At 33.5% G+C, this 25,128-nt stretch carries 19 protein-coding genes; 5 read left to right on the forward strand and 14 right to left on the reverse strand.

Features of this window, described 5'->3' with window-relative positions:
- Positions 1 to 64 precede the first annotated feature (64 nt).
- The gene (locus tag ACYSNV_RS07355) at positions 65 to 1,606 is read left to right on the forward strand and encodes a glycine--tRNA ligase (RefSeq protein ID WP_461761912.1); all 1,542 of its coding nucleotides are present in this window, start codon (positions 65 to 67) and stop codon (positions 1,604 to 1,606) included.
- Positions 1,607 to 1,626: 20 nt separating this feature from the next.
- Here the strand turns inward: ACYSNV_RS07355 and ACYSNV_RS07360 are convergent, their stop codons facing one another.
- Genes ACYSNV_RS07360 through ACYSNV_RS07375 form a run of 4 tightly spaced genes read right to left on the reverse strand, consistent with a single transcriptional unit; the run spans position 1,627 to position 4,366 of the window.
- Positions 1,627 to 2,274, reverse strand: a complete 648-nt coding sequence (locus ACYSNV_RS07360; RefSeq protein ID WP_461761913.1) for an NAD(P)H-binding protein — start codon at positions 2,272 to 2,274, stop codon at positions 1,627 to 1,629.
- Between the two features lie 57 nt (positions 2,275 to 2,331).
- The gene (gene aspA / locus ACYSNV_RS07365; RefSeq protein ID WP_461761914.1) at positions 2,332 to 3,732 is read right to left on the reverse strand and encodes an aspartate ammonia-lyase; all 1,401 of its coding nucleotides are present in this window, start codon (positions 3,730 to 3,732) and stop codon (positions 2,332 to 2,334) included.
- 43 nt (positions 3,733 to 3,775) lie between these two features.
- The gene (locus tag ACYSNV_RS07370; protein WP_461761915.1) at positions 3,776 to 4,159 is read right to left on the reverse strand and encodes a YchJ family protein; all 384 of its coding nucleotides are present in this window, start codon (positions 4,157 to 4,159) and stop codon (positions 3,776 to 3,778) included.
- A gap of 3 nt (positions 4,160 to 4,162) precedes the next feature.
- Positions 4,163 to 4,366, reverse strand: coding sequence for a hypothetical protein (locus ACYSNV_RS07375; protein ID WP_461761916.1), 204 nt, complete (start codon positions 4,364 to 4,366; stop codon positions 4,163 to 4,165).
- A 304-nt stretch (positions 4,367 to 4,670) separates the two neighbouring features.
- On the opposite strand from ACYSNV_RS07375, the gene ACYSNV_RS07380 reads away from it, so the two are divergent.
- Positions 4,671 to 6,239, forward strand: coding sequence for an Ig-like domain-containing domain (locus tag ACYSNV_RS07380; protein WP_461761917.1), 1,569 nt, complete (start codon positions 4,671 to 4,673; stop codon positions 6,237 to 6,239).
- 425 nt (positions 6,240 to 6,664) lie between these two features.
- On the opposite strand, the gene ACYSNV_RS07385 is transcribed toward ACYSNV_RS07380, so the two are convergent.
- The 5 genes from ACYSNV_RS07385 to ACYSNV_RS07405 all read right to left on the reverse strand — a co-directional run bounded on the left by ACYSNV_RS07385 (position 6,665) and on the right by ACYSNV_RS07405 (position 12,121).
- On the reverse strand, positions 6,665 to 7,435 hold the full coding sequence (locus ACYSNV_RS07385) for a nitrilase family protein (protein WP_461761918.1): 771 nt from the start codon (positions 7,433 to 7,435) through the stop codon (positions 6,665 to 6,667).
- Between the two features lie 131 nt (positions 7,436 to 7,566).
- The gene (locus ACYSNV_RS07390) at positions 7,567 to 8,307 is read right to left on the reverse strand and encodes a succinate dehydrogenase/fumarate reductase iron-sulfur subunit (protein ID WP_461761919.1); all 741 of its coding nucleotides are present in this window, start codon (positions 8,305 to 8,307) and stop codon (positions 7,567 to 7,569) included.
- Between the two features lie 49 nt (positions 8,308 to 8,356).
- Positions 8,357 to 10,357, reverse strand: coding sequence for a fumarate reductase/succinate dehydrogenase flavoprotein subunit (locus ACYSNV_RS07395; protein ID WP_461761920.1), 2,001 nt, complete (start codon positions 10,355 to 10,357; stop codon positions 8,357 to 8,359).
- Positions 10,358 to 10,374: 17 nt separating this feature from the next.
- Positions 10,375 to 11,202, reverse strand: a complete 828-nt coding sequence (locus ACYSNV_RS07400; protein WP_461761921.1) for a succinate dehydrogenase cytochrome b subunit — start codon at positions 11,200 to 11,202, stop codon at positions 10,375 to 10,377.
- Between the two features lie 181 nt (positions 11,203 to 11,383).
- Positions 11,384 to 12,121 (reverse strand): ChaN family lipoprotein, encoded by a 738-nt coding sequence (locus ACYSNV_RS07405; protein ID WP_461761922.1) that lies wholly within the window; start codon positions 12,119 to 12,121, stop codon positions 11,384 to 11,386.
- A 247-nt stretch (positions 12,122 to 12,368) separates the two neighbouring features.
- On the opposite strand from ACYSNV_RS07405, the gene ACYSNV_RS07410 reads away from it, so the two are divergent.
- Positions 12,369 to 13,154 (forward strand): alpha/beta hydrolase, encoded by a 786-nt coding sequence (locus ACYSNV_RS07410; RefSeq protein WP_461761923.1) that lies wholly within the window; start codon positions 12,369 to 12,371, stop codon positions 13,152 to 13,154.
- A 56-nt stretch (positions 13,155 to 13,210) separates the two neighbouring features.
- Positions 13,211 to 13,606, forward strand: coding sequence for a PH domain-containing protein (locus ACYSNV_RS07415; RefSeq protein ID WP_461761924.1), 396 nt, complete (start codon positions 13,211 to 13,213; stop codon positions 13,604 to 13,606).
- Positions 13,607 to 13,675: 69 nt separating this feature from the next.
- On the opposite strand, the gene ACYSNV_RS07420 is transcribed toward ACYSNV_RS07415, so the two are convergent.
- The 4 genes from ACYSNV_RS07420 to ACYSNV_RS07435 all read right to left on the reverse strand — a co-directional run bounded on the left by ACYSNV_RS07420 (position 13,676) and on the right by ACYSNV_RS07435 (position 22,390).
- Positions 13,676 to 16,441, reverse strand: coding sequence for a PD-(D/E)XK nuclease family protein (locus ACYSNV_RS07420; RefSeq protein WP_461761925.1), 2,766 nt, complete (start codon positions 16,439 to 16,441; stop codon positions 13,676 to 13,678).
- A gap of 70 nt (positions 16,442 to 16,511) precedes the next feature.
- The gene (locus ACYSNV_RS07425) at positions 16,512 to 17,903 is read right to left on the reverse strand and encodes an OmpA family protein (RefSeq protein ID WP_461761926.1); all 1,392 of its coding nucleotides are present in this window, start codon (positions 17,901 to 17,903) and stop codon (positions 16,512 to 16,514) included.
- A gap of 93 nt (positions 17,904 to 17,996) precedes the next feature.
- On the reverse strand, positions 17,997 to 19,190 hold the full coding sequence (kbl, locus tag ACYSNV_RS07430; protein ID WP_461761927.1) for a glycine C-acetyltransferase: 1,194 nt from the start codon (positions 19,188 to 19,190) through the stop codon (positions 17,997 to 17,999).
- A gap of 38 nt (positions 19,191 to 19,228) precedes the next feature.
- The gene (locus ACYSNV_RS07435; protein ID WP_461761928.1) at positions 19,229 to 22,390 is read right to left on the reverse strand and encodes a UvrD-helicase domain-containing protein; all 3,162 of its coding nucleotides are present in this window, start codon (positions 22,388 to 22,390) and stop codon (positions 19,229 to 19,231) included.
- Positions 22,391 to 22,500: 110 nt separating this feature from the next.
- Between ACYSNV_RS07435 and ACYSNV_RS07440 the strand changes: the two genes are divergently transcribed.
- On the forward strand, positions 22,501 to 23,106 hold the full coding sequence (locus tag ACYSNV_RS07440) for a superoxide dismutase (RefSeq protein ID WP_461761929.1): 606 nt from the start codon (positions 22,501 to 22,503) through the stop codon (positions 23,104 to 23,106).
- A 117-nt stretch (positions 23,107 to 23,223) separates the two neighbouring features.
- Here the strand turns inward: ACYSNV_RS07440 and ACYSNV_RS07445 are convergent, their stop codons facing one another.
- Positions 23,224 to 25,122, reverse strand: a complete 1,899-nt coding sequence (locus tag ACYSNV_RS07445) for an amidophosphoribosyltransferase (protein WP_461761930.1) — start codon at positions 25,120 to 25,122, stop codon at positions 23,224 to 23,226.
- Between the last annotated feature and the right edge of the window lie 6 nt (positions 25,123 to 25,128).

Genomic DNA, 25,128 nt, shown 5'->3' on the forward strand with positions numbered 1-25,128 from the left:
CAAACTACATACAAAATCAGACCAAGAGATTTTTAATTATGAAGTCTTTTACTATTTTTGCACTATGGCAAAACAAGATGATATTTTTAAGAACGTAATTTCACATGCTAAAGAGTACGGATATATTTTCCCCTCAAGTGAAATTTACGATGGTTTAAGCGCAGTTTACGACTACGCTCAAAACGGTGTAGAGTTAAAAAGAAATATTCGCGAGTATTGGTGGAAATCCATGGTACAAATGCACGAAAATATTGTAGGAATTGATGCCTCAATTTTTATGCATCCAACCACTTGGAAAGCTTCAGGACACGTTGATGCATTTAACGACCCTTTAATCGACAATAAAGACAGTAAAAAAAGATATAGAGCGGATGTTTTAATCGAAGACTACTGTGAAAAACTATACCAAAAAGCACAAAAAGAAATCGAAAAAGCAAAAAAACGCTTTGCAGATAACTTTGATGAACAACAATTCATTGAAACCAATCCTAGAGTTGTAGGCTATTTATCACAGAAAAAGCAAATCTTAGAGAGAATGGCTCGTGGACTTGATTCGGGTGATCTACAAGATGTTAAAGCTTTGATAGAAGAGTTAGAAATTGCGGACCCAGAAACCGGTTCAAAGAACTGGACAGAAGTTCGCCAATTTAATTTGATGTTTGGAACCAAATTAGGTGCTTCTGCAGATAGCGCAATGGACTTATATTTACGCCCAGAAACAGCACAAGGTATTTTTGTTAACTTTCTAAATGTACAAAAAACAGGGCGTATGAAAATTCCTTTTGGAATTGCCCAAACAGGAAAAGCTTTTAGAAATGAAATTGTAGCTAGACAATTTATTTTCCGTATGCGCGAATTTGAGCAAATGGAAATGCAGTTTTTTGTTAAGCCTGGACAGGAGATGAAATATTACGATTACTGGAAACAAGCTAGATACAAATGGCACCTATCTTTAGGGATGGGGGCTGAAAATTATCGTTTTCATGATCATGAGAAGTTAGCACACTATGCTAATGCCGCTACAGATATTGAATTTAATTTCCCTTTTGGCTTTAAAGAGTTAGAAGGAATACATTCACGTACTGATTTTGATTTAAAAGCTCACGAAGAGTTTTCAGGAAAAAAACTACAATTCTTCGATAATGAAACAAACAGTTCATATGTACCATATGTAGTTGAAACTTCTGTTGGTCTTGATCGTATGTTCTTATCCATATTTTCTAAATCATTAGTAGAAGAAACTCTAGAAGATGGGTCCACTAGAACAGTGTTAAAATTACCAGCTGTTTTAGCACCAACAAAGGCAGCGGTTTTACCACTTGTAAAAAAGGATGGTTTACCTGAGCTTGCGCAAAAAATTATTGACGATCTTAAATGGGACTTTCAAGTTACTTATGATGAAAAAGATGCTGTTGGTAGAAGATATCGTCGCCAAGATGCATTAGGTACTCCATTTTGTATCACAGTAGATCACCAAACTATACAGGACAATACTGTAACTATTCGACATAGAGACTCGATGAAGCAAGATCGTGTTGCAATTTCAGAATTAAAAAACATTATTGACAACGAAGTGTCTATGAAAAACTGGTTGAAAAAAATGTAATCATAAAAAAGCTACTTAAATTAAGTAGCTTTTTTTATTTGGTCGTTTTCAATTATACTAATTCCAAGATTTAAACCTATTGCCTCGTTCACTAGTGCTTTAGCAACCAAATCAACTCCTACTGGTTTTGCTTTGAGAAATAATCCTAATTTGTTCACCATACCCATTATTGCAACTACAACTCGTTCTGAGATTCTATCCGATTTTGGTCGAATTAAAGAGCCTGGTCTAATAAGAACCGTTTTGTTAAAATCTAAATCTAATATTGCTTTTTCTACCGCTGCTTTTATCTGAAAATAGAAAAAAGGACTATTACTATTTATTCCTTTTGAACTTACTAATGCAAAACAATTAACTCCCTTTGCTTTACAAATAGTTGCAAAATTTACCACATAGGTATAATCTATCTCCTTAAATTTAGCTCTAGACCCAGCTTGCTTTATAGTTGTACCTAAAGCACAAAAAGCAATATCACAATTTGGTATCATACTTGGTCCCCATGAAAGAATTTCAGCAAAATCCACCACATGAACTCGAAGTTTATCATTTTGCAAATCCATTTTACTTCTCACAAAAACATCAATTTGTTTAATATTAGGATTTTTAATTAACTCCTTAGTAATTTCTTTTCCGACAGCACCAGAGGCGCCAATTACAATTGCATTCATATTATAGGATATTAAAAGAGGTAACCTATAAATAGGTTACCTCTGTAAAATTAACAATTATATCTTTGAAGGTGCCAACATATGAGCTGGATTTAGAATTTCATCTAAACGCTCCTTGGTCAATAGTTTATTTTCTAAAACTAAGTCATAAACACTCGCTCCTGTTTCCAATGCCTGTTTTGCTATCTTTGTGGAGGCTTTATATCCGATGTAAGGATTCAATGCTGTAACAATACCAATACTACCTAAAACTAGCTCCTTATTATGCTCAACATTAGCTTTGATACCTAAAACGCATTTAGTTAATAAGGTCTGCATTGCATTATCTAACCAATCAATGGACTCCATTAAAGAATGAGCTATCACTGGTTCCATAACGTTTAACTGTAATTGCGCCGCTTCACTAGCCATAGTTATTGTCATATCATTTCCAATTACTTTAAAGCAAACTTGATTTACTACCTCAGGAATCACTGGGTTTACTTTTCCTGGCATAATGGAAGAGCCTGGTTGCATAGCAGGCAATTGTATTTCGTTTAAACCACAACGTGGTCCAGAGGATAATAAACGCAAATCGTTACATATCTTTGATAGTTTTATAGCTACCTTTTTTAACGCACCTGAATAAGCAACAAATCCAGTTGTATCAGAAGTAGCTTCCACTAAATTAACAGCAGAACTTACAGGTTCATCTAATAAAATACCCAAATTCTTAGCGCATAAATCCGCATATCCAGGTACAGCATTTAGTCCTGTACCTATTGCTGTAGCACCCATATTAATCTCTAAAAAACTAGTACTTACAGCATTTAAATTGGCAATTTCCTTCTCCAGTGTGTAGGCAAACCCTCCAAACTCCTGGCCTAGGGTCATTGGTACTGCATCTTGTAATTGCGTTCTTCCCATCTTTATCACAGACTCGAATTCAACGGCTTTAATTTGCAAGCCTTCCGCTAATTTACCTAGAGTTGAAACCAGCTTTCTATTCATATTAAACAAAGCTACTTTCAAAGCCGTTGGGTAAGCATCGTTTGTACTTTGGGATAAATTAACATGATCGTTAGGTGAACAAAAATTATACTCACCTTTTTTATGTCCCATTAGCTCAATGGCGCGATTTGCAATTACTTCGTTAGCATTCATGTTCACTGAAGTACCGGCTCCTCCTTGAATCATATCAACAGGAAATTCTTGATGTAATCTACCATCTAATAACTCCTGGCAAGCCTCTGCTATACCTTGATATATCTGCTGATCTAATATATTTAATTCAAAGTTAGTTTTTGCCGCAGCCCATTTTGTAAGAGCCAATCCATTTATAAATTCGGGATAATCAGATAGCTTACTAGATGAAATTTTGAAATTATCAATAGCTCGTTGGGTTTGCACCCCATAATATGCATCTAATGGAACTTGAAGGTCTCCAAGTAAATCCGTTTCAACTCTAGTTGGTTTCATAAAATTGTTTATTATAGTTTATATTTGGTTTTTTATATATAGTTTACTCATCAAAGTCGCCTGAGACATAATACCACTTCCCTGCTAAATATTGGAAATAAGAATGCTCAAAATGAACTTGTTTTTTTTTCTCATTATCCAAATAATAAGCCCTAAAGGTGACATAATTCCCTTCACTTTTTATTACTTGTAATTTACTCCAAGTATTTTGCTTTGCCCATTTTAATATTGCTTTTTTGGAATGAAAATGGCGATTAGCTGGATAAGTAGTATCTAAAATATATTTTGCATTAGCCAATACATAAGCACTATATCTTGAACGCATAAGCTCCAAAGGTGTTTCAGGGAGTCTATTTTGATCTAAAAAATCCTTGCAGCATTCTGCAAATGTTTTTCCGCTTGAACAATAACACAAATCTTGCTGCATCTTTTACTTAATTCTTACTTCTATTTGATCTAAAATCTTTAAATATTTCCCCAGCAAAACAATTTGCTGATCCAAAGTGCTTTGGTCTAACTCATCATTGATTAATTCACGTAAAGATTCTATTTCACTATCCGCATACGCCAAATTACCTTTATCCACCTTAGCCACTAAAGCCATAATTCTTCTCTGTATTTGATCCCCTTCCATAAATAATGCTTTTATATAAGCAAAGATATTTTGTTCCTTAACCAAATCATAATAATACAATAAAAATTTAAAGGAATTTTCTTATTCAAGTATACCCTGCTAATTGTTAAATTAAAATACAACTATTATTTAACTCGAACTACTAAAAAGAAAAAGAAAATATAAAAACAGGCTTTATCTTGCTTTTTTTTGCTTCCCTTTCTTTTTTTGATACATAGATTTTCTAACTAAAAAATATAATTGTTTCTTTGTCTTTTAAAATTGAACTATGTCTAAATTTCGAATATATTTCATAAGCATTTTTATGCTATTTTGTTTTATTTTCTTTGCAAATTGTGCAAAGAGAGGAAGCATTAGTGGAGGTCCAAAAGACACCCTAGCACCTATATTATTATATAGTACACCCAAAAATTTCTCCACCAATTTTAACAGTGATGAAATTAAGATTGTCTTTGATGAGTATATCAAGATCAATAAGTTAAACCAGAACCTTATTGTTTCACCGCCTTTACAGAATCCACCTGAGATAACTCCCATGGGTATTGCAAAAAAGGTATTAACAATTCGTCTACGCGACACTCTTAAGCCAAATACTACTTATAGTTTTAATTTTGGTGATGCTATTGTGGACAATAATGAAGGGAATGTTTTACAGCAATTTAAATATATTTTCTCAACAGGTGAGTATATAGATTCATTAAAAATTCAAGGTAATATATCTACAGCACACCAACTTGAAGCTGATAACTTCGTTAATGTAATGCTTTATCCAGCGAATAGCTTTACAGACTCTACTGTTTATAAACAAAAACCTATTTATCTAACAAATACCTTAGATAGTCTTACATCATATAGCATAGAAAACCTAAAAGAAGGCTATTATAAACTAATTGCCTTAAAGGATAAAAACAATGATTATAAATTCGATCCTAATAACGATAAAATTGCCTTTTTAAAAGATTCTATTTACATCCCTACAGATAAGACATATGATTTAGTATTGTTTAAAACTACGCAAGACTTTAAAGCAGAAAGACCTAGTCAAATATCAAGTAACAAGTGGTATCTACCCTATGTTGGAGATGCAGACTCTTTACAAATAACATTAAAGAAAAACGATAGCTTAATTCGAGCGGCCTACAGTTATTTACCACAGAAAGATTCCTTACAATTATGGTTTGAAAATATTCCTGCAGATTCTTTAAACTTATTTATTAAAAGCAAAAACGATTCAAGTAACTTTACTCTAAAACCCAGAGTTAAGATTAAAGAGACAGATAGTCTTTCTATTCAAGGACCATCTGGGATACTTCATTATACCTCGCAGGTTAAAATTCAAACAACAACACCAGTTGATTATATCGATAAAACAAAATTCAACTTCATAGCCCAAGACTCGGTAGATGTTGACTTTGAAATTACCAATAATATTTTAGAACAGAATCTAGTTGTTGATTTTGCCAAACAAGAATCTTTTAAGTACAACTTGCAACTACTTCCCGGAGCAATTGTCGATTTCTTTGGTCAAGCCAATGATACAATCTCTTTTGACTTTAATACTCAGGAATATAAAAATTATGGAAACCTTACAATAAACCTAAATAATGTAGAGAGCTTTCCAATCATTATAGAGCTTCTAGATACTAAGTTAAATGTCATTACTAGCCAATATAGTACAGAACAAACCCAATTTAACTTTGATTTATTAACACCTCGAGATTACCTGGTTCGAATTACTTATGATACAAATAAAAATGGAAAATGGGACACTGGAGACTATCTACGTCAGATTCAACCAGAAAAAAGTGTTTTCTATCCCGAAGTCATAAATGTAAGGGCTAACTGGGATTTAGTTCAGACAATAGATTTGTAAAAATTAAATAGCTTATAAATGCTCCGAAAAGTTAGATTCTTTTTGGAGCATTTTTTTAAACCGTGGTTTGTAACAACAAGCTATAATCACTTGAGATTGATAAATTGCACAAATAAACACAGCTAGGAACTCTTCTAGCCCTGCATTAAAGTTTTATGAAAATAAATAGATTCTACGTATCACCTATTACATAGATTTTTTTCCAACGGCTAATATTCTTTACAAACTCTACATAATTATATAACCAAAAATAGGATACCTAGTAAGATCAATTTTGAAGACAAATCTGATAGTCAAGCTTTGTTGAGACTCACATTTATCTAGATATAAAATACAACGAGCCTGGTAACAATACCAAGCTCATTCTAAAAAAAACTCGCTTGTTTTTTTAATTTTTCATAGCGAGTTTTATTCAGTGGCATTTCTTATAATATTAGATTAAAATAGTCTGCATCGCGTAAAAAGCCAAAGCGTTTTCGAGCTTTATCTTGAAGATCCTTATCCAGGGTTAAATATTCCGTACATTGTCCACTTAAAGGCTCTATAATACTTTTTCCAAGATAATCGATAGCTTGACTATGACCTGAGTAAACATTATCATTTTGATCAGTTCCACAACGATTAACTCCAATGAGATAACTCATGTTTTCAATAGCCCTGGCCTTAAGTAAATTATCCCAAGCATAAATCCGTTGATCTGGCCAACTAGCCACATATACCAAAAGATCATAAGACTCCGATAAGTTCCTCGAATAGGCCGGAAAGCGTAAATCATAACATACCAACGGACAAATTTTCCATCCCTTGTACTCTACTATAATACGATCTTTTCCTTTTGTATAAACATTCTGCTCCCCAGCCAATGAAAAAAGATGTCGCTTATCATAATACTTAATTTTACCATCGGGATAAATAAATAACATCCTATTGTAATATTTTTCATCCTCTTTAATAATTAAACTACCGGTTAAGGCGAAGTTTTTTGTTTGACATATCTGTTGTAAAAGTTTTATGATATCTGAATCCATAGTGGTAAAAGCACGTTGAGGATTCATTGAAAAACCCGATGTAAACATCTCAGGTAACACAACTAGATCAGTTCCGTTATCAATTACTTCAAGCTTCTCTTTAAAATAGTTAATATTATAATTAATATCTTCCCATTTTAAAGGAGCTTGTAACATGGCTACTTTCATAATAAATCTATTGTCTAATGTTCACTAAAATATAGCTAATTTACAACAATTCAAATTAAAGGTAAATAAGGACATAAAAAAAACGGTAAGATCAAAGACCTTACCGTTTTTTTTTATAATATTAAAATCTACTACAAAGTAGCCTTTAAGTATTCTCTGTTCATACGAGCAATATTCTCTAAAGAAATTCCTTTAGGACATTCGATCTCACAAGCTCCAGTATTAGTACAGTTACCAAACCCAAGGCTATCCATCTCTGCAACCATGTTTAAAACACGGTCAGCAGCTTCAACTTGTCCTTGTGGTAATAAAGCAAACTGGGATACTTTAGCAGACACGTATAGCATCGCTGAGGAGTTTTTACAAGTTGCAACACAGGCACCGCATCCAATACAAGTAGCAGCATCAAAAGCACGATCTGCATCATGTTTAGGAATTGGAATAGCGTTAGCATCTTGGGTGTTTCCAGAAGTATTTACAGAAACGAATCCTCCAGCATGCTGAATTTTATCAAATGCAGTACGGTCCACAACTAAGTCTTTAATTACTGGAAAAGCTTTGGCTCTAAATGGCTCAATAAAAATTGTATCACCATCTTTAAACTTTCTCATATGTAATTGACAAGTAGTAATTCCGCGGTCCGGACCATGTGCCTCACCATTAATGAATAAAGAACACATTCCACAAATACCCTCACGACAATCGTGGTCGAATGCTACTGGCTCATCACCTTTCTCAACTAACTCATTGTTTAAAACATCAAGCATTTCTAAGAAAGACATATCAGGAGAAACATCGTTGATTTTGTAATCAACCATTTTCCCTTGTGCTTTAGCGTTACTTTGACGCCATATTTTTAGTGTAAGATTCATTTGTTCGAATTTTTACAAGTAAGTGAAGATTTTAGAATCTTCCCTCTTATTATTTATAACTACGAGTTACCAATTTAATGTTTTCATAAACTAAGTCTTCTTTGTGAAGCACTGCATCGCTAGGATTACCTTTGTATTCCCATGCTGCAACGTACGCGAAGTTTTCATCATCACGCTTAGCTTCTCCATCTTCCGTTTGGTGTTCCTCACGGAAGTGTCCTCCACATGACTCTTCACGGTGTAAAGCGTCTTTTGCGAATAACTCTCCTAACTCTAAATAATCTGCTACTTTTAATGCTTTTTCTAATTCTTGATTAAAACTATCAGCAGTACCACTAACCTTAACCTCTTTGTAGAATTGTTCTCTTAGAGCAGCAATCTCTTGCATAGCTTCTGTTAAGCCTTTAGCATTACGAGCCATTCCTACTTTATCCCACATAATTTTCCCTAATTTCTTATGGAAGTAGTCTACAGAATGAATTCCTTTATTATTCATCAAATGATCAATAATAGTTTTCACATTATTCTCTGCCTCTATAAACTCAGGTAAATCAGTAGAAATTTCCCCTGTACGAATATCATTAGCTAAGTAATCACCAATTGTATATGGTAATACGAAGTAACCATCAGCTAAACCTTGCATTAAAGCAGAAGCACCTAAACGGTTAGCACCGTGATCAGAGAAGTTAGCCTCACCCAATACGTAACAACCTTCAATGGTAGACATTAGGTTATAATCCACCCATAATCCACCCATTGTATAGTGTACTGCTGGATAAATCATCATTGGTGTTGTATAAGGATCCTCATCTACGATTTTCTCATACATTTGGAATAAGTTCCCGTATTTGTTCTCTACAACCTCTTTTCCTAATTTATAAACTACTTTAGCATCATTCTCATCTAAGTGTTGAAGGCGTGCTTGTTCTTTACCATAGCGATCAATTGCAGAGGCAAAATCTAAATAAACTGCTTCACCTGTAGCATTAACACCATACCCTGCATCACATCTTTCTTTTGCAGCACGAGAAGCTACATCACGTGGTACTAAGTTACCAAATGAAGGATATCTACGCTCTAAATAGTAATCTCTGTCTTCTTCAGCAATTTGAGTAGGTTTTAATCTACCTTCTCTAATTGCAACAGCATCTTCCATTTTCTTTGGAACCCAGATACGTCCATCATTACGTAAAGACTCAGACATCAATGTTAATTTTGACTGGTGGTCTCCTGTAACTGGGATACAAGTTGGGTGAATTTGAGTAAAACATGGGTTTGCGAAGTAAGCACCTCTTTTATGTGCTTTCCATGCAGCAGTCACGTTAGATCCCATCGCGTTTGTAGAAAGGAAAAATACGTTACCATATCCACCTGTACAAATTACAACCGCATGGGCTGAATGACGCTCTATTTCTCCATTGATTAAATTACGAGCTATAATTCCTCTAGCTTTCCCATCAACAATTACAATATCCAACATTTCATGGCGATTGTACATTTTGATTTTACCACGACCTATTTGACGGTTCATTGCCGAATAAGCTCCAAGTAATAATTGTTGTCCTGTTTGTCCTTTAGCATAGAAAGTACGCGAAACTTGTACTCCTCCAAAAGAACGGTTATCCAATAGACCACCATACTCACGTGCAAAAGGAACCCCTTGCGCAACACATTGGTCAATAATATTCTCAGAAACTTCCGCTAAACGGTATACATTGGCCTCACGAGCACGGTAATCCCCACCTTTAACAGTGTCATAGAATAAACGGTAAACCGAATCCCCGTCTCCTTGGTAATTCTTTGAAGCGTTAATTCCCCCTTGTGCAGCAATTGAGTGTGCACGACGAGGTGAATCTTGATAACAAAATGCTTTTACATTATAACCCAACTCAGCCAAAGTTGCTGCAGCTGATCCCCCAGCTAAACCAGTTCCTACAACAATAACATCAATATTACGTTTGTTCGCAGGGTTAACCAATTTAATATGGTTTTTATAATCAGACCATTTCTTATCGATTGGTCCTTGAGGTATCTTAGAATCTAATTTCATAATCTATTTCTTTAGGACTATTTTACAAAGTGAATATATAATGGAATGATAGCAAATAAAGCAGGTACTAAATAGCAGAATAAATACCCTCCTAATTTAATAACACCATTAATTTTCGGGTTATTAACACCTAAAGATTGGAATGCAGAAGCAAAACCATGTGATAAGTGAAACCCTAGTACAATCATTGCAACTACATATAAAATAGTGCTAATTAATCCGGTTTTTGGATCTTTAAAAAATTCAACAGTAATTTTATGCAAATCTTTATATCCTTGTGCCATTACTAAATCTGTTCCAGCCTGATAAAAGCTAGTACCTTTAACAACAACAGCACCATTCTCTACAGCAGCAACTTGAAGTGGTTGTCCACCAACAGTTTTGTAAACCATTACAGGCTCAGGTTGTCCATCAATGTTCACAGCAATAGTTTGCAAAGGCATTTCTTCAAAGTGCATTTTTGCCCAGAAATTAGCCATGTGAGTAACAATAAAAACTAATAACAATGTTCCCAATACAGCCATGTTACGCGATGCCCATGTACTATTTGCTGAGGCATTGTTTTTCACATATCCGATTGGACGTGCTTTTTTGTTTTGAACCGTTAAAACGATACCGTCAATAGCGTGGAATAAAATTGAGATATACGTAACGTAAGATAAAATTTTTATCGCTGGATTCGTTGTCATGAATAACGCATACTCATTAAATACAGATGCATCACCAAAAATCAATTGAAGGTTTCCCACCAAGTGACCAACCAAAAACAAGCATAAAAATAACCCTGTAAGAGCCATCCAATATTTCTTCGCAATGGATGACTTTAAAAGTGCAGATTTTGCCATAATGTAATTTTAATTGTTTTCTTAAAAAATCTCTCAAAAATACAGCTTATCTAGCATCTACACAACTTGCAAGACTCTATTTATACTGAGTTTAAACAATTAGAAAACACAACAAAAAAGCTAAATACCAAGGGTAAATGCATTTTTATTAAGAAAAAAAAGAAAATAGAGCTTATTTCTGTTAAAATGTTTTTATAATATCCGCATCAATATGAATTATAAAATTTGCTAAACCTAGATTTTCTTGCGAAAAATCTTCAATATTCACTTTATCAACCATAGAAATAGTTGCAATTCGTAAGTTTTTGTGGTAATAATTCATGTACCAAACAATACCTTCAAAATTATTACTGTGATAAGCACCATTAAAATGTAAGAATATAGCATCATTTTTGAAATTTTCACCAATAAAATACGCCATAGTAGCATCTTTTATAGCTTGGGCTTTGGCCAAATTCTCTCCTTGATGTCCGCTGGAAAATTCCGAAATCTTTTTGTACCCTGGTAATTCAGGATCAAAAGCAAAAGGAAGTGGAGCCATCCAGGATTTCTCCAATTCACTTAAACCTTGTAAAGAATCCTCCCCTACCTTGTAAACCAAACTGGCATACCTACGGGGTATATTAGTAGCAATAAAATCCAAGTTATTATCTTTAGCAAATTCCACTAATCCACGATAATCGGTCTTATAGTTAGGCCATAAGCGCACGGAATTGGAAAATAATTCTTCATCAATCTGTTTGTTAATGTATAACGATAAAGTATCTTGGTTATCCGCCTCAAACATTTCAGCTCCTAATACCAACTTATTTTTATTTGCTAAACTTTTTGCAACTTTCAATTCCAACCAGTGAATTAGGGAATTGTTATGGAACTCACCGAAAAGAACGACATCGTTTTTTTCCAATTCCTTAATCATTTTGCTATATGTAATCTTCTTTCCCTTGGAGTCATAAATTTGATAAGGTTTTAAATCTTTAGCGAACAAACACGTTGTACATAAAACTGTACAATAAAATAATATAATACGAAACATTTATAAATTAATTTTAGGCAATTATGCCCTAAAAATACGAAATATCAATCATCAAAAAGCAAATAACTTTTAAGACTTGCTTAGTTTTTAGAATAAGAGTAAGTAGATTTGTATTTAAATCAAAAATAAAATGAAGGAGCAACTATTCCACTATCCAAATAATAGCCTTTTTTATAAAGACCAAGGAAAAGGAGAATGTATTGTTTTTTTACATGGCTTTTTAGAAAATTCGAAAATTTGGGATTTTTACATGGACTCTCTTCTTGTAGACCACCGAACTATATCTATTGATTTACCAGGACATGGTAAATCGTCTTCCATGCCAGGACCCTACCATATCAACGACGTAGCAGATCAAATTTTTGAACTACTGCAACAATTAAAACTATCCAAAGTAAGTATTGTTGGCCATTCCATGGGGGGCTATATTGCATTAGCTTTTGGTAAACTTTATCCTGAATTTGTAAAAAAACTAATCTTGGTTAATTCTACGGCTAAAGCAGATAGTAATTCAAAGAAGATCCAACGAGATCGAACAATTCAATTAATAAAAAACAACAAGGATACTTTTATACAATTGGCTATAAACAATCAATTTACTCCAGTAAGTAAAAAGATATTTGTACATCAAATAGATCGGCTATTAGTTCAAGCAAAAAAAATAAAAGAACAAGACATAATTTGGGCCCTAATGGCCATTAAAAACAGAGAAAACCATGATATTCAACTATATAATGCTCCTTTTCCTATTATCTTTATCCTAGGAAAGTCAGATACAATAATTGATTATAATGAATCCTGCCAACATATTGAAGATACTAATACAATTCTTTTCACGCTTGAATCTGGACACATGCCTTATATTGAAGCCAAAGATGAGTTAATGCAGAGTTTACAAGCAGCTGTTAATTTATAAAAACAGACTTCAATTAGTAATAGTTAATTTTCAAATAAAATGCAAAAAGCTTCCTGATGACAACTAAATTTAATTCTGAAAAAAGTATTTACTACCTCGCTGTTATATTAATTATACCAATAGCTATTATTTTTTATGCTATAGTAAATGATATAAATATCATGTTTATTTCACTAATTATGCTTTTGATAACCGTAATTAACTTGTACCTATTTTTCTTTACTCATTTTATTGTTAATAAAAATAATTTGATTTTAAAAATAGGCTTATTTACTTATAAAAAAATCAATCTAAAAGATATAATAGCTATAAAAGACGAGAATTCTCTAAGAAAAGGTCTATCGGCTAGTATGAAAAACAGAATTGAAATTTTTTATGGTCAGTCAAGTATTATTATCTCTCCAAAAAATAAAACAGAATTTTTAAAAATAATTAATTCTCACTTAAAATAAAACAATCCTTAGTTTTCGCATTTTGTAAATAGTCCCAAATCTGAAATTAGTTTTGGGACTATTCTTATACTAAAGACTTTCAATAAAACTTTGATCAGGGTTTAAGATAGTCATTAATAATTGGACTAACTCTTCTTGAAATAATTCTAATTTTTGCTCATCGATTCTAGTATCTATTTCTTTTGGACTTTTTTGCAATCCAAAAAACAAAAAGCCCTCCTTCCTATTTTTAAAAGAATAGATACCCGCCTCTACGCTCTCTGGTTGCTTTAATTTGTTTTGATACATTAACCCATAACATAATAGCTGAATGATTTTATCATTTTTCAAATCAGCAGTTAACCCTTCCCATTGGGCTAATTTGACCTCCCCCGATGTAACTTTTCCCGTTTTATAATCAATTACTCGTATAACACCATTACGTCTTTCTATACGGTCTACAAATCCAAAAATATTTACCGGATATGGCAACCTTTTGTCCACTACAGTATGCTTCAGCTCCGTTTCTAATTCCAATAGAATTATCTCATCCCCTTTTTTCAATGAATCTAATTCCTGGTTTAAAAAATGGTATACATTTCTTTTTGCTACTTCAAAAGCTAAAAGATTTTTACCCATTTTTTCCTTATCACTATTATAAATACTCTCGAATTCATTTTCTAAAACCAAATTCGCTTTTCTTTGTATTTCCTGAATAATAGATACATTTAAAATATGTCCTTTATAAGGTTTATATAGCTTTTCCAGAGTATTATGTATAATAGTCCCTAGAGTATTTAAAGCGACACTTTCCTCCACCTCATCTAATTCTTTGATACGTAAAACCCTTTGCATATAAAACTGAATAGGATTCCTTAGATAATTAGATAAAGCCGATGGGGAAAACCCTTTTCCTGTGGAAATACTCTCTAATTCCTCTAATAAGAGTTGGCTCTTTGGAATATCTATTAGCCTATAAGCTTTATCAGGTAATTCAGCTGAATAAGTTAAATAATTAATTTGATGATTAGCTTGCTTTTCAACTTCTAACTGAGTCAAAAATCTACTTTTTTCCCCAGAGTCCATACCATCGTTTTGCGAATTATATAAAAGATATACATTCTTTGCTCGTTGTAAAAGGTGGTAAAAATGGTAGCTGTAAATAGCATCTTTTTCCTTAAAAGTAGGTAATCCTATTTCTCTTTTAACATCATAGGGAATAAAAGAATTTTGACTTTTTCCTGCAGGAAACTTTCCTTCATTCACTGATGTAATTATAACTGTTTCAAAATCTAAAACGCGACTTTCTAAAACACCCATTATTTGTAAACCCTCTAAGGGCTCTCCTTCAAAGCTTACCTCAGCCATATCCATGACTTGTTTATATAGCGCAAAAAGAGTCTCTATATTATTCACAACAGCGTAACTTTGACAATAAGAAATAAGTCGAGTTAACATCTGGTAAGCTGAATATAAAAAAGTTTTAATTAAACGCTGGTTATCATCTTGTTGATCTAAAGTATTTCTAATTGCTAAGACAATCTCCACTAAAGTCTCTAACACTTGTAAACTATCTTTATCTCGCCAACTAGAAAACACTAAATCTCTAATTTTAAAATCCTCCTGTTTTATCCATTGTTGAAAACGATCAATATTAAAAAAAGTTAGGTTTCTAGCATGTATTTCTTTAACTATAGGTTCTGCTTGTAGAAGAATTGTTAAAAGTGGATTGCTTAAAACGTCTAATATCTCCTTATAATAAACCACATAACTTGTCTCAGAACGTTTTAAAGCTGATACGTGTAATTTAAAAATCTTGTTTAAAAGTATCTGAACAGGGTTACTACTTCCACTGTAGCCCATTGTAATATTAAGACTCTTAACATCTTTTGGCAGACCATGTAAAACCGGTAACAACAGGTTTTCATCACCCAATACTACTGCAACCTTATCCAAAGAAGCTCCTTTTTCTATAAGCGTTTGTACAATCTGCCCAGCTATTTTAGCCTGTCCTACACTTTTAGGGGTTTGAATAACATCAATATTTTTTTCTTTTGAAAACTCATCTACAATCCAATTAAAAGGATGGCTTTGATAATATTTCCAATTTTTTTTTATCCTTCTTAAAAAAAGACCAGCATCATGACTAGTGTCTTGTAAAAAAACCTTATCCATATCCCAGAAAACCTTTCCTCTTTTTTGCAAAAGTACATGTTGAATAATAACCTCCTCGGCGGCATTTAAAGCATTAAACCCCGCAAAATAATAATAACTATCACTTTTGTTTAGATAGTCATCATGCTTAACTACAGCTTCTCTATATATCAAGCCTTGATACCCTATTTTTTTCTGGACTAATGTTTTATATAATTCATCATAGTAAACAGGCATCTTATCCCAAAACTCTAAATACTTCGCAATAAACTCTGTGCGTTGATCCGGATCAAGGGCCCAATGTTTTAAGTCTTCAATATTCTTTAAGTATGAGAATACATAATCTGGCTTTAATAAATAACGATCCACTTCATTGAAATCCTGTAAAAGTGTCTGAGCCCAGTTTCCAAAATGGTCAAAATCCTCCGCTTTACCCTTCTCAATCTGCTTGTAAACTAAATAAAATTCGAACATTAATTCGATATTATCAATAGCACGTATCCCTGAAATCTCCTGGATTAGTTCCTCAATACTAATAATTTCGGGAGCAAAAACACTCTTTGAGTAATATTTCTTTAAATTTTCCAAAAGAAATATTTTAGCTCTCTTGTTGGGTAGAACTACTACCAATTGATCCATAGTGGTTGGAAAATCAAGCTTAATTTGCTCACTTAAACGATCCAAAAAAGTAATTGTATTCATAGAAATAAAGATATAAAAAAACGCCTTGACAAATCAAGGCGTTTTTCAGTATTATTAAGTATTATAACAATTATTTTACTAATTGAATTTCTACACGTCTGTTTAATTCACGACCAGTAACTGTTTTATTTGAAGCAATTGGGTCTGCAGATCCGTAACCTTTAGAAGTTAAACGAGATGCGTCAATTCCCTTGTCAATTAAATAAACTTTTACTGCATTTGCACGATTGTCTGATAAAGGAATGTTGATTTTATCATTTCCAGTGCTATCAGTATATCCAGCTATATGAAATTTACTTGTTGGATATTCTTTCATAATACTTGCAATATTATCCAAGACTGCATAAGAAGAAGGTTGGAAAGTATATTTACCTGTGTTAAACAAAATTGTTTTTCCATAATCATTTAATTGTTTAACCTGCTCCTCTTTGATCTCAGGACAACCATTATTTGAAGCTGGTCCTGCAACATCTGGACAGTCATCTAAATGATCTGGCACACCATCACCATCTCTATCAGGCCAAGGACAACCGTTATTCTCTTTAGGACCTGGAACCTCTGGACATTCGTCTAAATTATCTGGAATTCCATCTCCATCTGTATCTGGACAACCATTAAACTCAGCCAATCCTGGTAAATCTGGACAAGCATCTAAATGATCAGGAATACCATCCCCATCTCTATCTGGACAACCATTAAACTCAGCTAATCCAAACTCATCTGGACACTCATCTAAATAATCAGGAATACCATCCCCATCTCTATCTGGACATCCGTTTAAAGATGCTAACCCAAATTCATCTGGACACTCATCGTATTTATCCAATACCCCGTCTCCGTCTCTATCCTTAGCACCGAATTGGAAACGAAGTCCAGCAAAATGCTGCATATGAGAAGCAACACCCACATCTGGTAATCTAGACTCTGAATAAGAGTGTTTATATGTAGATTGAACAGTAATTGCTATACTTTGGTTTAACCAGAAATTAAATCCAAGTCCACCATTTACTGTACCACCACTAGCTTTTCCCATAAAAGTATAACCTCCTCCTACAAGTAGAAATGGGTCAACAACTTTCGAATTTAAAAGCTCTTTAAAACTATACTTAATTTCAGCATCAACCGCATAGTATGCTAAATCACCAGGGTTATATTTAGTATAACCTTGATTCTCTGGCGCAATAAACTTGTCAATACGGTTTGCCGAACCCGTAATTCCCAAAGAAAAACCGTCCCCTAAGTAACGAGCTACATTTAAATAAGATACCGAAGGTAAAATATTATAATCAGAGGTATTGAAATACCCGCCCATTCGGTGGGAAAATCCTTTGGCTGAACTCACTTTCGTGTTTACAGCGTTTGCTCCTATGCTAATAGACCAAGGGTTATCAGCATCCTGAGCATGTGCAGACAATCCTACACATAAAATCGCCGCAGCAATAAATTTGTTGAGATGTTTCATAACTTTTTTATTTTATCGTAATTTTCATCAAAAATAACACATATCCTCTATATCTGCAAAAATATAGAGGTTTAATGCATATAATTGATTAATTTAAATAACTTTCAACTCTTTTCCCACTTCAATAAAAGCATTAATTGCCTTATCTAAATGCTCTTTTGTGTGGGCTGCTGATAACTGAACTCGAATTCTAGCTTTACCTTGTGGAACCACAGGAAAGAAAAATCCTATTACATAAACCCCTTTTTCCAATAAGCGATCAGCCATTTCTTGCGCTAATTTCGCATCATACAACATCACAGGAACAATTGCAGAATCTCCATTAATGATATCAAAGCCTGCATCGATCATACCTTTTTTAAAGTAATTTGTATTCCATTCTAATGTATCACGTAATTGGTTATCCTTCTCAAGTAACTCAAAAACTTTAATTGACGCCCCTACAATCATTGGCGCTAGGGAATTGGAAAACAAATACGGTCTTGATCGTTGTCTTAATAACTCAATAATCTCTTTCTTACCCGTTGTGTATCCACCCATAGCTCCACCTAAAGCCTTTCCTAAGGTTCCAGTAACGATATCCACACGGCCCATAACGTTTTTAGCCTCTAAAGTTCCTTTACCAGTAGCGCCTATGAAACCTGCTGCATGACATTCATCAACCATAACCAAGGCATCATACTTATCAGCTAAATCACATATTTTATCCAAAGGCGCAACTAAGCCATCCATGGAGAAAACGCCATCGGTAACAATAATTTTAAATCTATGCCCAGCTTCATTGGCTTTGATTAATTGTGCCTCTAAATCCTGCATATCATTATTTTCATAACGATAACGTGCAGCCTTACATAAACGCACTCCATCAATAATAGATGCATGATTCAAGCTATCTGAAATAATTGCATCTTCAGCCGTTAATAATGGTTCAAATACACCACCATTTGCATCAAATGCAGCAGCATATAAAATTGTATCTTCCGTTTGATAAAAATCTGCAATTTTCTGCTCTAAAGTTTTATGGATATCTTGGGTTCCGCAAATAAAACGAACCGAAGACATACCAAATCCGTGGGTATCTAATGTATCTTTAGCTGCTTGAATAACCTGTGGATGCGAGGACAACCCTAAATAATTATTAGCACAGAAGTTAAGTACTTTTTCTCCAGTAGAAACAGTAATCTCTGCTCCTTGAGGCGAAGTAATAATTCTCTCTCTTTTAAATAATCCATTTTCTTGAATAGTCTCTAACTCCTTTTGAAGGTGGTCTTTAATTTTACCGTACATAATATTAATATTTTAAATAATATTGTTTTATTGTTGTTCTACAAATGTATTATATTTAAATCATCTCCTGTATATAACAGGACCTTTTTAATTACTCGATATCCCATCTGCTCTAAAGAATAAGCATAAGATAATACTTGTTGCTCATACTTGGCCTGTTTCTTTCCTGTTTTATAATCCAAAATCAAACATTCTTTATTAGGCTTGATCACAACTCGATCGGGAACTGAATTTTTTGCCTGTCCGCTTATAATTACACGCTCATTGTAAACTTTGTTGTCTAAAGCAAAAAAATCTTTTAATTGCTCATGTTCTACAATTCGCTTTAAAATATCCAAAAAAACTTGTTTTTGAGTACTTTGTATGAGCCCTGTTTCAAGAGCAATTTGCACGGCTGATTCCACATCTGTGTAGTAATAAACAAAACTCATTAGCTTATGAATTAGGTTTCCGTATTCAATACTGCGTTGGTTTTGAGAATCCCACATCAAGGCTTCTTTTTGAGCAATTTTAATAGCCTTAAATTCCAATGCATCTCTTACAGGTTCAATAATCCGATTACCTAAATCGCTTTGAGTATCACTCTTAGCAGATACTTTTTTTGCTTGACCGAATTCATAATAAAGTTGAGCTGGATTATACATTCCTTTATAGACAAGAAATTCCAAAAAATCTTTAGATAAATTGTTAGAAAACTCCCCCCTTGAAGTTACATTCATAGAGCTTATTACATAGAGTTGCTCCTCCGCTCTAGTTAAAGCAACGTATAACACATTAGTTGTATCTAATCTATTTTCTTGCTGCCTAGTCAAATATAATTCTTGTGCTTTTACTCCATATTGCTCAACCTCTTTTTTCGAATCCACTAAAGCTTTTGGAAAATTTATATTCTGATCTGGACTATCAAAATCTACCCACAACTTATCGCGATCAGCCCTAGCGTAATCTTCTTCTGCGAATGGAAAAATAACAACTGGAAACTCCAACCCCTTGGACTTATGGATAGTCATAATTTGAACTGCATTTTTCCCCTCGGGAGTAGGAATACTAAACTTCTGGTAATTTACTGACCAATAATCTAAAAAATCACTTATTCCAAATTGGTTCTTCAAACTCTTCTCCAAAACTAGATCTAAGAAATACAAGACATAGGAGTTGGCCGTTTTCTCAGGCATAAAGGCATGAATAATTGATTCCACCGCATCGTATAAAGATCGGCTACGACAAAAATCAAAATTAATATTAACTCCATTTTCAACCAACCAGACTTCAAAATCATGCTCTAACTCATAACTTAATCCCTCACGAATAAAATCATGTCTTTTCTCGAATATTGATCTTGCACACGCGACAAAGTAAATGATGCCCGTTTTAGCCTCTAGATCCTTATCGTTTTTCAAATAGCGCAATAAGTTAATAATCAATCTTACTTCACTCGCATTATTAATTAAAAGAGAATCTGAAGACAAAATATCTATTTCATTCTCTGTCAAATAATTAGCCAAAATCACACCATGATCTCTTTTTCGAGTAAGAATTACAATATCTTTAAGTTCAAAACCTTGATCTAAAACTTTATTAATTGTTAACAATGTGGCCCTGGCGTATAAATCATTCTTTTCTATTGCTTCTAATTTATGCTCCTGGGTTAATTTAGGAATAAACTCTATGGCTACATAACCGCCTTGCTTACTGTTGGTTTTCTGGCCACTGTGATTTTCATATAAATCTTTATAATCTTCCTGCGTGAAATTTCGAGAAATATATTTGAAGAATTCATTATTAAAATCAATAACCTGGGCATAACTTCTATAATTTGTATCTAAATGAACGGTTTTTTTATCAGGATTAGAGAAAGGATTTTCCCCTTTACTCAAAGCAATAAATTGTTCTGCTTTACCACCACGCCAACGATAGATGGACTGTTTGGGATCTCCAACAATCATCAAGGTTCCTTTATCCCCAGATAAATCTTCTCCGGCCAATGCATTATCAATTAATGGAATTAAGTTTTGCCATTGCATAAGAGACGTATCTTGAAATTCATCTATAAAAAAGTGAGAATATCGTTCACCTAGTCGTTCGTAGATAAAAGGCGCTGGTTGCTGTTGAATTTGCTGGTGAATTATACTGTTAAACTGCGTGATTGAGAGTATATTTTTCTCTTGTTGAATTTTATCCATCTCCAATGCTAGAGTATTCAACAAGGAAAGCGGAGTTAAATTTTTTAGAAATGCAATATATAGGCTTCGCTTAGATAAGTTCTCATAAACCGGCTGTAGAATACTTAAGAAAACAGGTACAAAAGATTCTATTACTTCTTTATCCTTTGCTGTTTTATTTATTGCAACCTCTTCAAATATCAAATATTTTCTCTGTGTTGCCTTAGGATCATCTTTAATAATTGCCTGAATATGATTTGGAAAAGTACCTCGTGAAAAAGACTTTGGGTCTAAAGCATTATCCTGAATAATTTGTTGGATTCTTAAAGCTGCTGCTATATTTTCTTGAGTTAATTCTCTAACTTGCTTACGGAGATAGTCTCTAACCTTAACAAAGTCTTGCAAAGATTTTAAAGCAAACAAACCAATCTCTTCTCTGTTATTCTCATTCAGTAACAAACTTCCAACCTCTTTCAACTCCTTGGTAATATCCCAGCTTTTGTCATCATCCGCTTTATCAATTGAGAAATCAACAAGCAAATTAGTTAGTTCCTTATCCACACCAGCCTTACTAATAACTGCATCTACAGCCTCTTGCAATAATTCATCAGAATCCAATGACACCTCAAAAGACATAGGAAGCTCTAAATCAAAAGCAAAAGAACGTATTACCTTATGAGTAAATTTATCTATAGTAGAAATATCAAAAGAAGCATAATTGTGAATAATACTCTTTATGATTTTGGCACTTTTTGTTCGAATGAACTCAGGGGCCAAACCTGTTTCAAGTACTATTTGATCAAACATCCCTTGAAACCTTCCCGAGACGTGCTCCTTGGAAAAACTATCCAAACAAGCCACTACTCTAGTTTTCATCTCCGCGACTGCTTTATTGGTAAAGGTAATTGCTAAAATTTTACGATAAGCATCATCTTGCCTATCTAGTAATAATATTTTAAGATATTCCTTTACTAGTGTATGGGTTTTACCAGCCCCTGCTGAAGCGTTATATATTGAAAATGAAGCTTTTCCTACCATCAATTGATATTTAAGTATTAACTATATTTAAACAGTGTAATTTTTTATTTTAGCCATAAAATGACTAAATTTGAAATAAAATTAATACTAATCTTTAAATAATACGAATTATGGCTTTCGAATTACCTAAATTACCTTATGCTTACGATGCATTAGAACCAAATATCGATGCTCGTACAATGGAAATCCACCATACAAAACACCACCAAGCATATACAACTAACTTAAATAATGCAATTGCTGGTACAGAGTTAGACTCAAAAACAATTGAGGAGATTCTTACGAACTTAGATATGAATAATGCTGCTGTTCGTAATAACGGTGGTGGGTACTATAACCACAACTTATTTTGGACTATAATGAGTCCAAATGGAGGTGGTCTTCCACAGGGAGAATTAGCTGCAGCAATTGAAAAAGATTTTGGATCTTTTGAAAACTTCAAAGATGCTTTTTCTAAAGCAGGAGCTTCTCAATTTGGTTCTGGTTGGGCTTGGCTATGTGTTAAAGATGGAAAATTAGCTGTTTGTGGTACTGCCAATCAAGATAATCCACTTATGCCTGGTCTTGCTTGTCAAGGAACTCCAATCTTAGGAATGGATGTTTGGGAACATGCTTACTATTTAAACTATCAAAACCGTCGTCCTGACTATATTACTGCTTTTTTCAATGTAATTAACTGGGATGAAGTTGCTAAAAGATTTCAAGAAGCTAAATAAACATAGTCTAAAGGTTATAAAATATAAAAGCACTAAAATTTTTAGTGCTTTTTTACTTTTTAAAATACAAACTCACATAGATTGTAACTTTGCATAGTTTTATTTACTTGATAATCTTTAATAAGGTTTTTCATCTCTACCTTCATAAAAGTTTATAAAAGCACGATTTACAACTCTATTACCTCCTATTGTGGGATAGTTTCCTGTAAAATACCAGTCTCCCAAGTTCTTAGGACATGCTTTATGTAAATTCTCAACAGTTTGAAATACAATAGTTACATGACTATTAATTTCCTTATCAGTTACCATTTGAGCAATTTTATTAGAAATATCCTCATTGGTAAAAGGTTCATAGATACGTTTTACGTAGTTAACCACATCTTTATCTTGATAATGCTCTTGAGCTTTAGATAATTTATATACCTGGTCTATTACATCATACATACCTTTTTCTTTCAATAACTCTATGGCTGCTTGAAAAGCTATCAAACCTTCTAATCTAGCCATGTCTATACCGTAACAATCTGGGTATCGCACTTGCGGTGCAGCAGAAACCACTACAATTTTTTTAGGGTTTAAGCGGTCTAACATTCTAATTATACTCTTTTTTAGTGTTGTACCTCGCACAATACTATCGTCAATTATCACTAGATTATCTGTAGGCTTAATTACTCCATAGGTAACATCATAAACATGAGCAACCAGATCATCACGACTACTATCATCTGTAATGAAAGTACGTAATTTAGCATCTTTTACTGCAATTTTTTCCGTTCTTAATTTGACTGATAAAATCTCTTGAAGTTTATCCTCGGTTAAAGATTCTTTGTTTGCTAATATATCTGCTATTTTTCTTTGATTTAAAAAATCCTGAGCTCCTTCTACCATTCCATAAAATGAAGTCTCTGAAGTGTTAGGAATATAAGAAAAAACAGAATTGTCCGTATCGTTATCAATTGCTTTTAATACCTCTGGAAAAATCAATTTTCCTAGATCCTTTCTCTCTTGATAAATATCTGCATCATTTCCCCTTGAGAAGTAAACACGTTCAAAAGAACATGCTTTTAAAGGTAATGGCTCTAAGATTTGTTCAAAACTTACCGTTGCATCTTTACGTATAATAATTGCCTTACCTGGATCTAATTCTTTAATATCCTGTATAGGAGCATTAAAAGCTGTCTGAATAACAGGTCTTTCACTGGCGACTACTGTAACCTCATCATTATCTAAGTAATAAACAGGGCGAATTCCTGCTGGATCTCTTAACACAAAAGAATCACCATGACCTATCATTCCTGCCATAGCAAATCCACCATCCCAATTCTTTGAGGCTCTTCTTAAAATTCTAGCTATATCTAGACGTTCACCAATCTTAGGTGAAGCTGCTTTTTTTGAAAACCCTTCCTCTTTTATCTTATAGTATAAATCCGATACCTCATCATCTAAAAAATGTCCTATTTTCTCCATCACTGTAATGGTATCAGACATCTCTTTTGGATGTTGTCCAAGAGCAACTAAATCAGAAAACAACTCTCTTACATTTGTTAAATTAAAATTTCCTGCAAGAATTAAGTTTCTATGCATCCAGTTGTTTTGACGTAAGAATGGATGTACATTTTCAATATTATTTTTTCCAAATGTTCCGTATCTAACATGACCAAGGAACACCTCTCCAAGATAAGGAATATTTTGTTTTTGAAGCTCTACGCTTTCACCATATTCAGGATGCTCTAATAACTCTTGATTAATTCGAGAGTTGATTTGTTGAAAAATGTCCTGAATAGGCTGAGATTGATTAGAACGAACTCTGCTGATATAACGCTCGCCAGGTTCCATATCTAATTTAATACTTGCTAAACCAGCTCCGTCTTGCCCGCGATTATGTTGTTTTTCAAGCAACAAGTACATTTTTTGGATAGGGTAAAATGCACTACCGTATTTTTCCTTGTAAAAGGATAGTGGTTTTTTCAACCTTAATAAAGCTATCCCACATTCGTGTTTTAGTGCGTCACTCATGATAGT

The sequence above is a fragment of the Myroides sp. LJL119 genome, from assembly GCF_054871605.1.

What these genes read in the sequence shown, in the direction of transcription:
- ACYSNV_RS07355 (WP_461761912.1), top strand. Translation starts at nt 65, where the DNA reads ATGGCAAAACAAGATGATATTTTTAAGAACGTAATTTCACATGCTAAA.
- ACYSNV_RS07360 (WP_461761913.1), bottom strand. Translation starts at nt 2,274, where the DNA reads ATGAATGCAATTGTAATTGGCGCCTCTGGTGCTGTCGGAAAAGAAATT.
- aspA (WP_461761914.1), bottom strand. Translation starts at nt 3,732, where the DNA reads ATGAAACCAACTAGAGTTGAAACGGATTTACTTGGAGACCTTCAAGTT.
- ACYSNV_RS07370 (WP_461761915.1), bottom strand. Translation starts at nt 4,159, where the DNA reads ATGCAGCAAGATTTGTGTTATTGTTCAAGCGGAAAAACATTTGCAGAA.
- ACYSNV_RS07375 (WP_461761916.1), bottom strand. Translation starts at nt 4,366, where the DNA reads ATGGAAGGGGATCAAATACAGAGAAGAATTATGGCTTTAGTGGCTAAG.
- ACYSNV_RS07380 (WP_461761917.1), top strand. Translation starts at nt 4,671, where the DNA reads ATGCTATTTTGTTTTATTTTCTTTGCAAATTGTGCAAAGAGAGGAAGC.
- ACYSNV_RS07385 (WP_461761918.1), bottom strand. Translation starts at nt 7,435, where the DNA reads ATGAAAGTAGCCATGTTACAAGCTCCTTTAAAATGGGAAGATATTAAT.
- ACYSNV_RS07390 (WP_461761919.1), bottom strand. Translation starts at nt 8,307, where the DNA reads ATGAATCTTACACTAAAAATATGGCGTCAAAGTAACGCTAAAGCACAA.
- ACYSNV_RS07395 (WP_461761920.1), bottom strand. Translation starts at nt 10,357, where the DNA reads ATGAAATTAGATTCTAAGATACCTCAAGGACCAATCGATAAGAAATGG.
- ACYSNV_RS07400 (WP_461761921.1), bottom strand. Translation starts at nt 11,202, where the DNA reads ATGGCAAAATCTGCACTTTTAAAGTCATCCATTGCGAAGAAATATTGG.
- ACYSNV_RS07405 (WP_461761922.1), bottom strand. Translation starts at nt 12,121, where the DNA reads ATGATTAAGGAATTGGAAAAAAACGATGTCGTTCTTTTCGGTGAGTTC.
- ACYSNV_RS07410 (WP_461761923.1), top strand. Translation starts at nt 12,369, where the DNA reads ATGAAGGAGCAACTATTCCACTATCCAAATAATAGCCTTTTTTATAAA.
- ACYSNV_RS07415 (WP_461761924.1), top strand. Translation starts at nt 13,211, where the DNA reads ATGACAACTAAATTTAATTCTGAAAAAAGTATTTACTACCTCGCTGTT.
- ACYSNV_RS07420 (WP_461761925.1), bottom strand. Translation starts at nt 16,441, where the DNA reads ATGAATACAATTACTTTTTTGGATCGTTTAAGTGAGCAAATTAAGCTT.
- ACYSNV_RS07425 (WP_461761926.1), bottom strand. Translation starts at nt 17,903, where the DNA reads ATGAAACATCTCAACAAATTTATTGCTGCGGCGATTTTATGTGTAGGA.
- kbl (WP_461761927.1), bottom strand. Translation starts at nt 19,190, where the DNA reads ATGTACGGTAAAATTAAAGACCACCTTCAAAAGGAGTTAGAGACTATT.
- ACYSNV_RS07435 (WP_461761928.1), bottom strand. Translation starts at nt 22,390, where the DNA reads ATGGTAGGAAAAGCTTCATTTTCAATATATAACGCTTCAGCAGGGGCT.
- ACYSNV_RS07440 (WP_461761929.1), top strand. Translation starts at nt 22,501, where the DNA reads ATGGCTTTCGAATTACCTAAATTACCTTATGCTTACGATGCATTAGAA.
- ACYSNV_RS07445 (WP_461761930.1), bottom strand. Translation starts at nt 25,122, where the DNA reads ATGAGTGACGCACTAAAACACGAATGTGGGATAGCTTTATTAAGGTTG.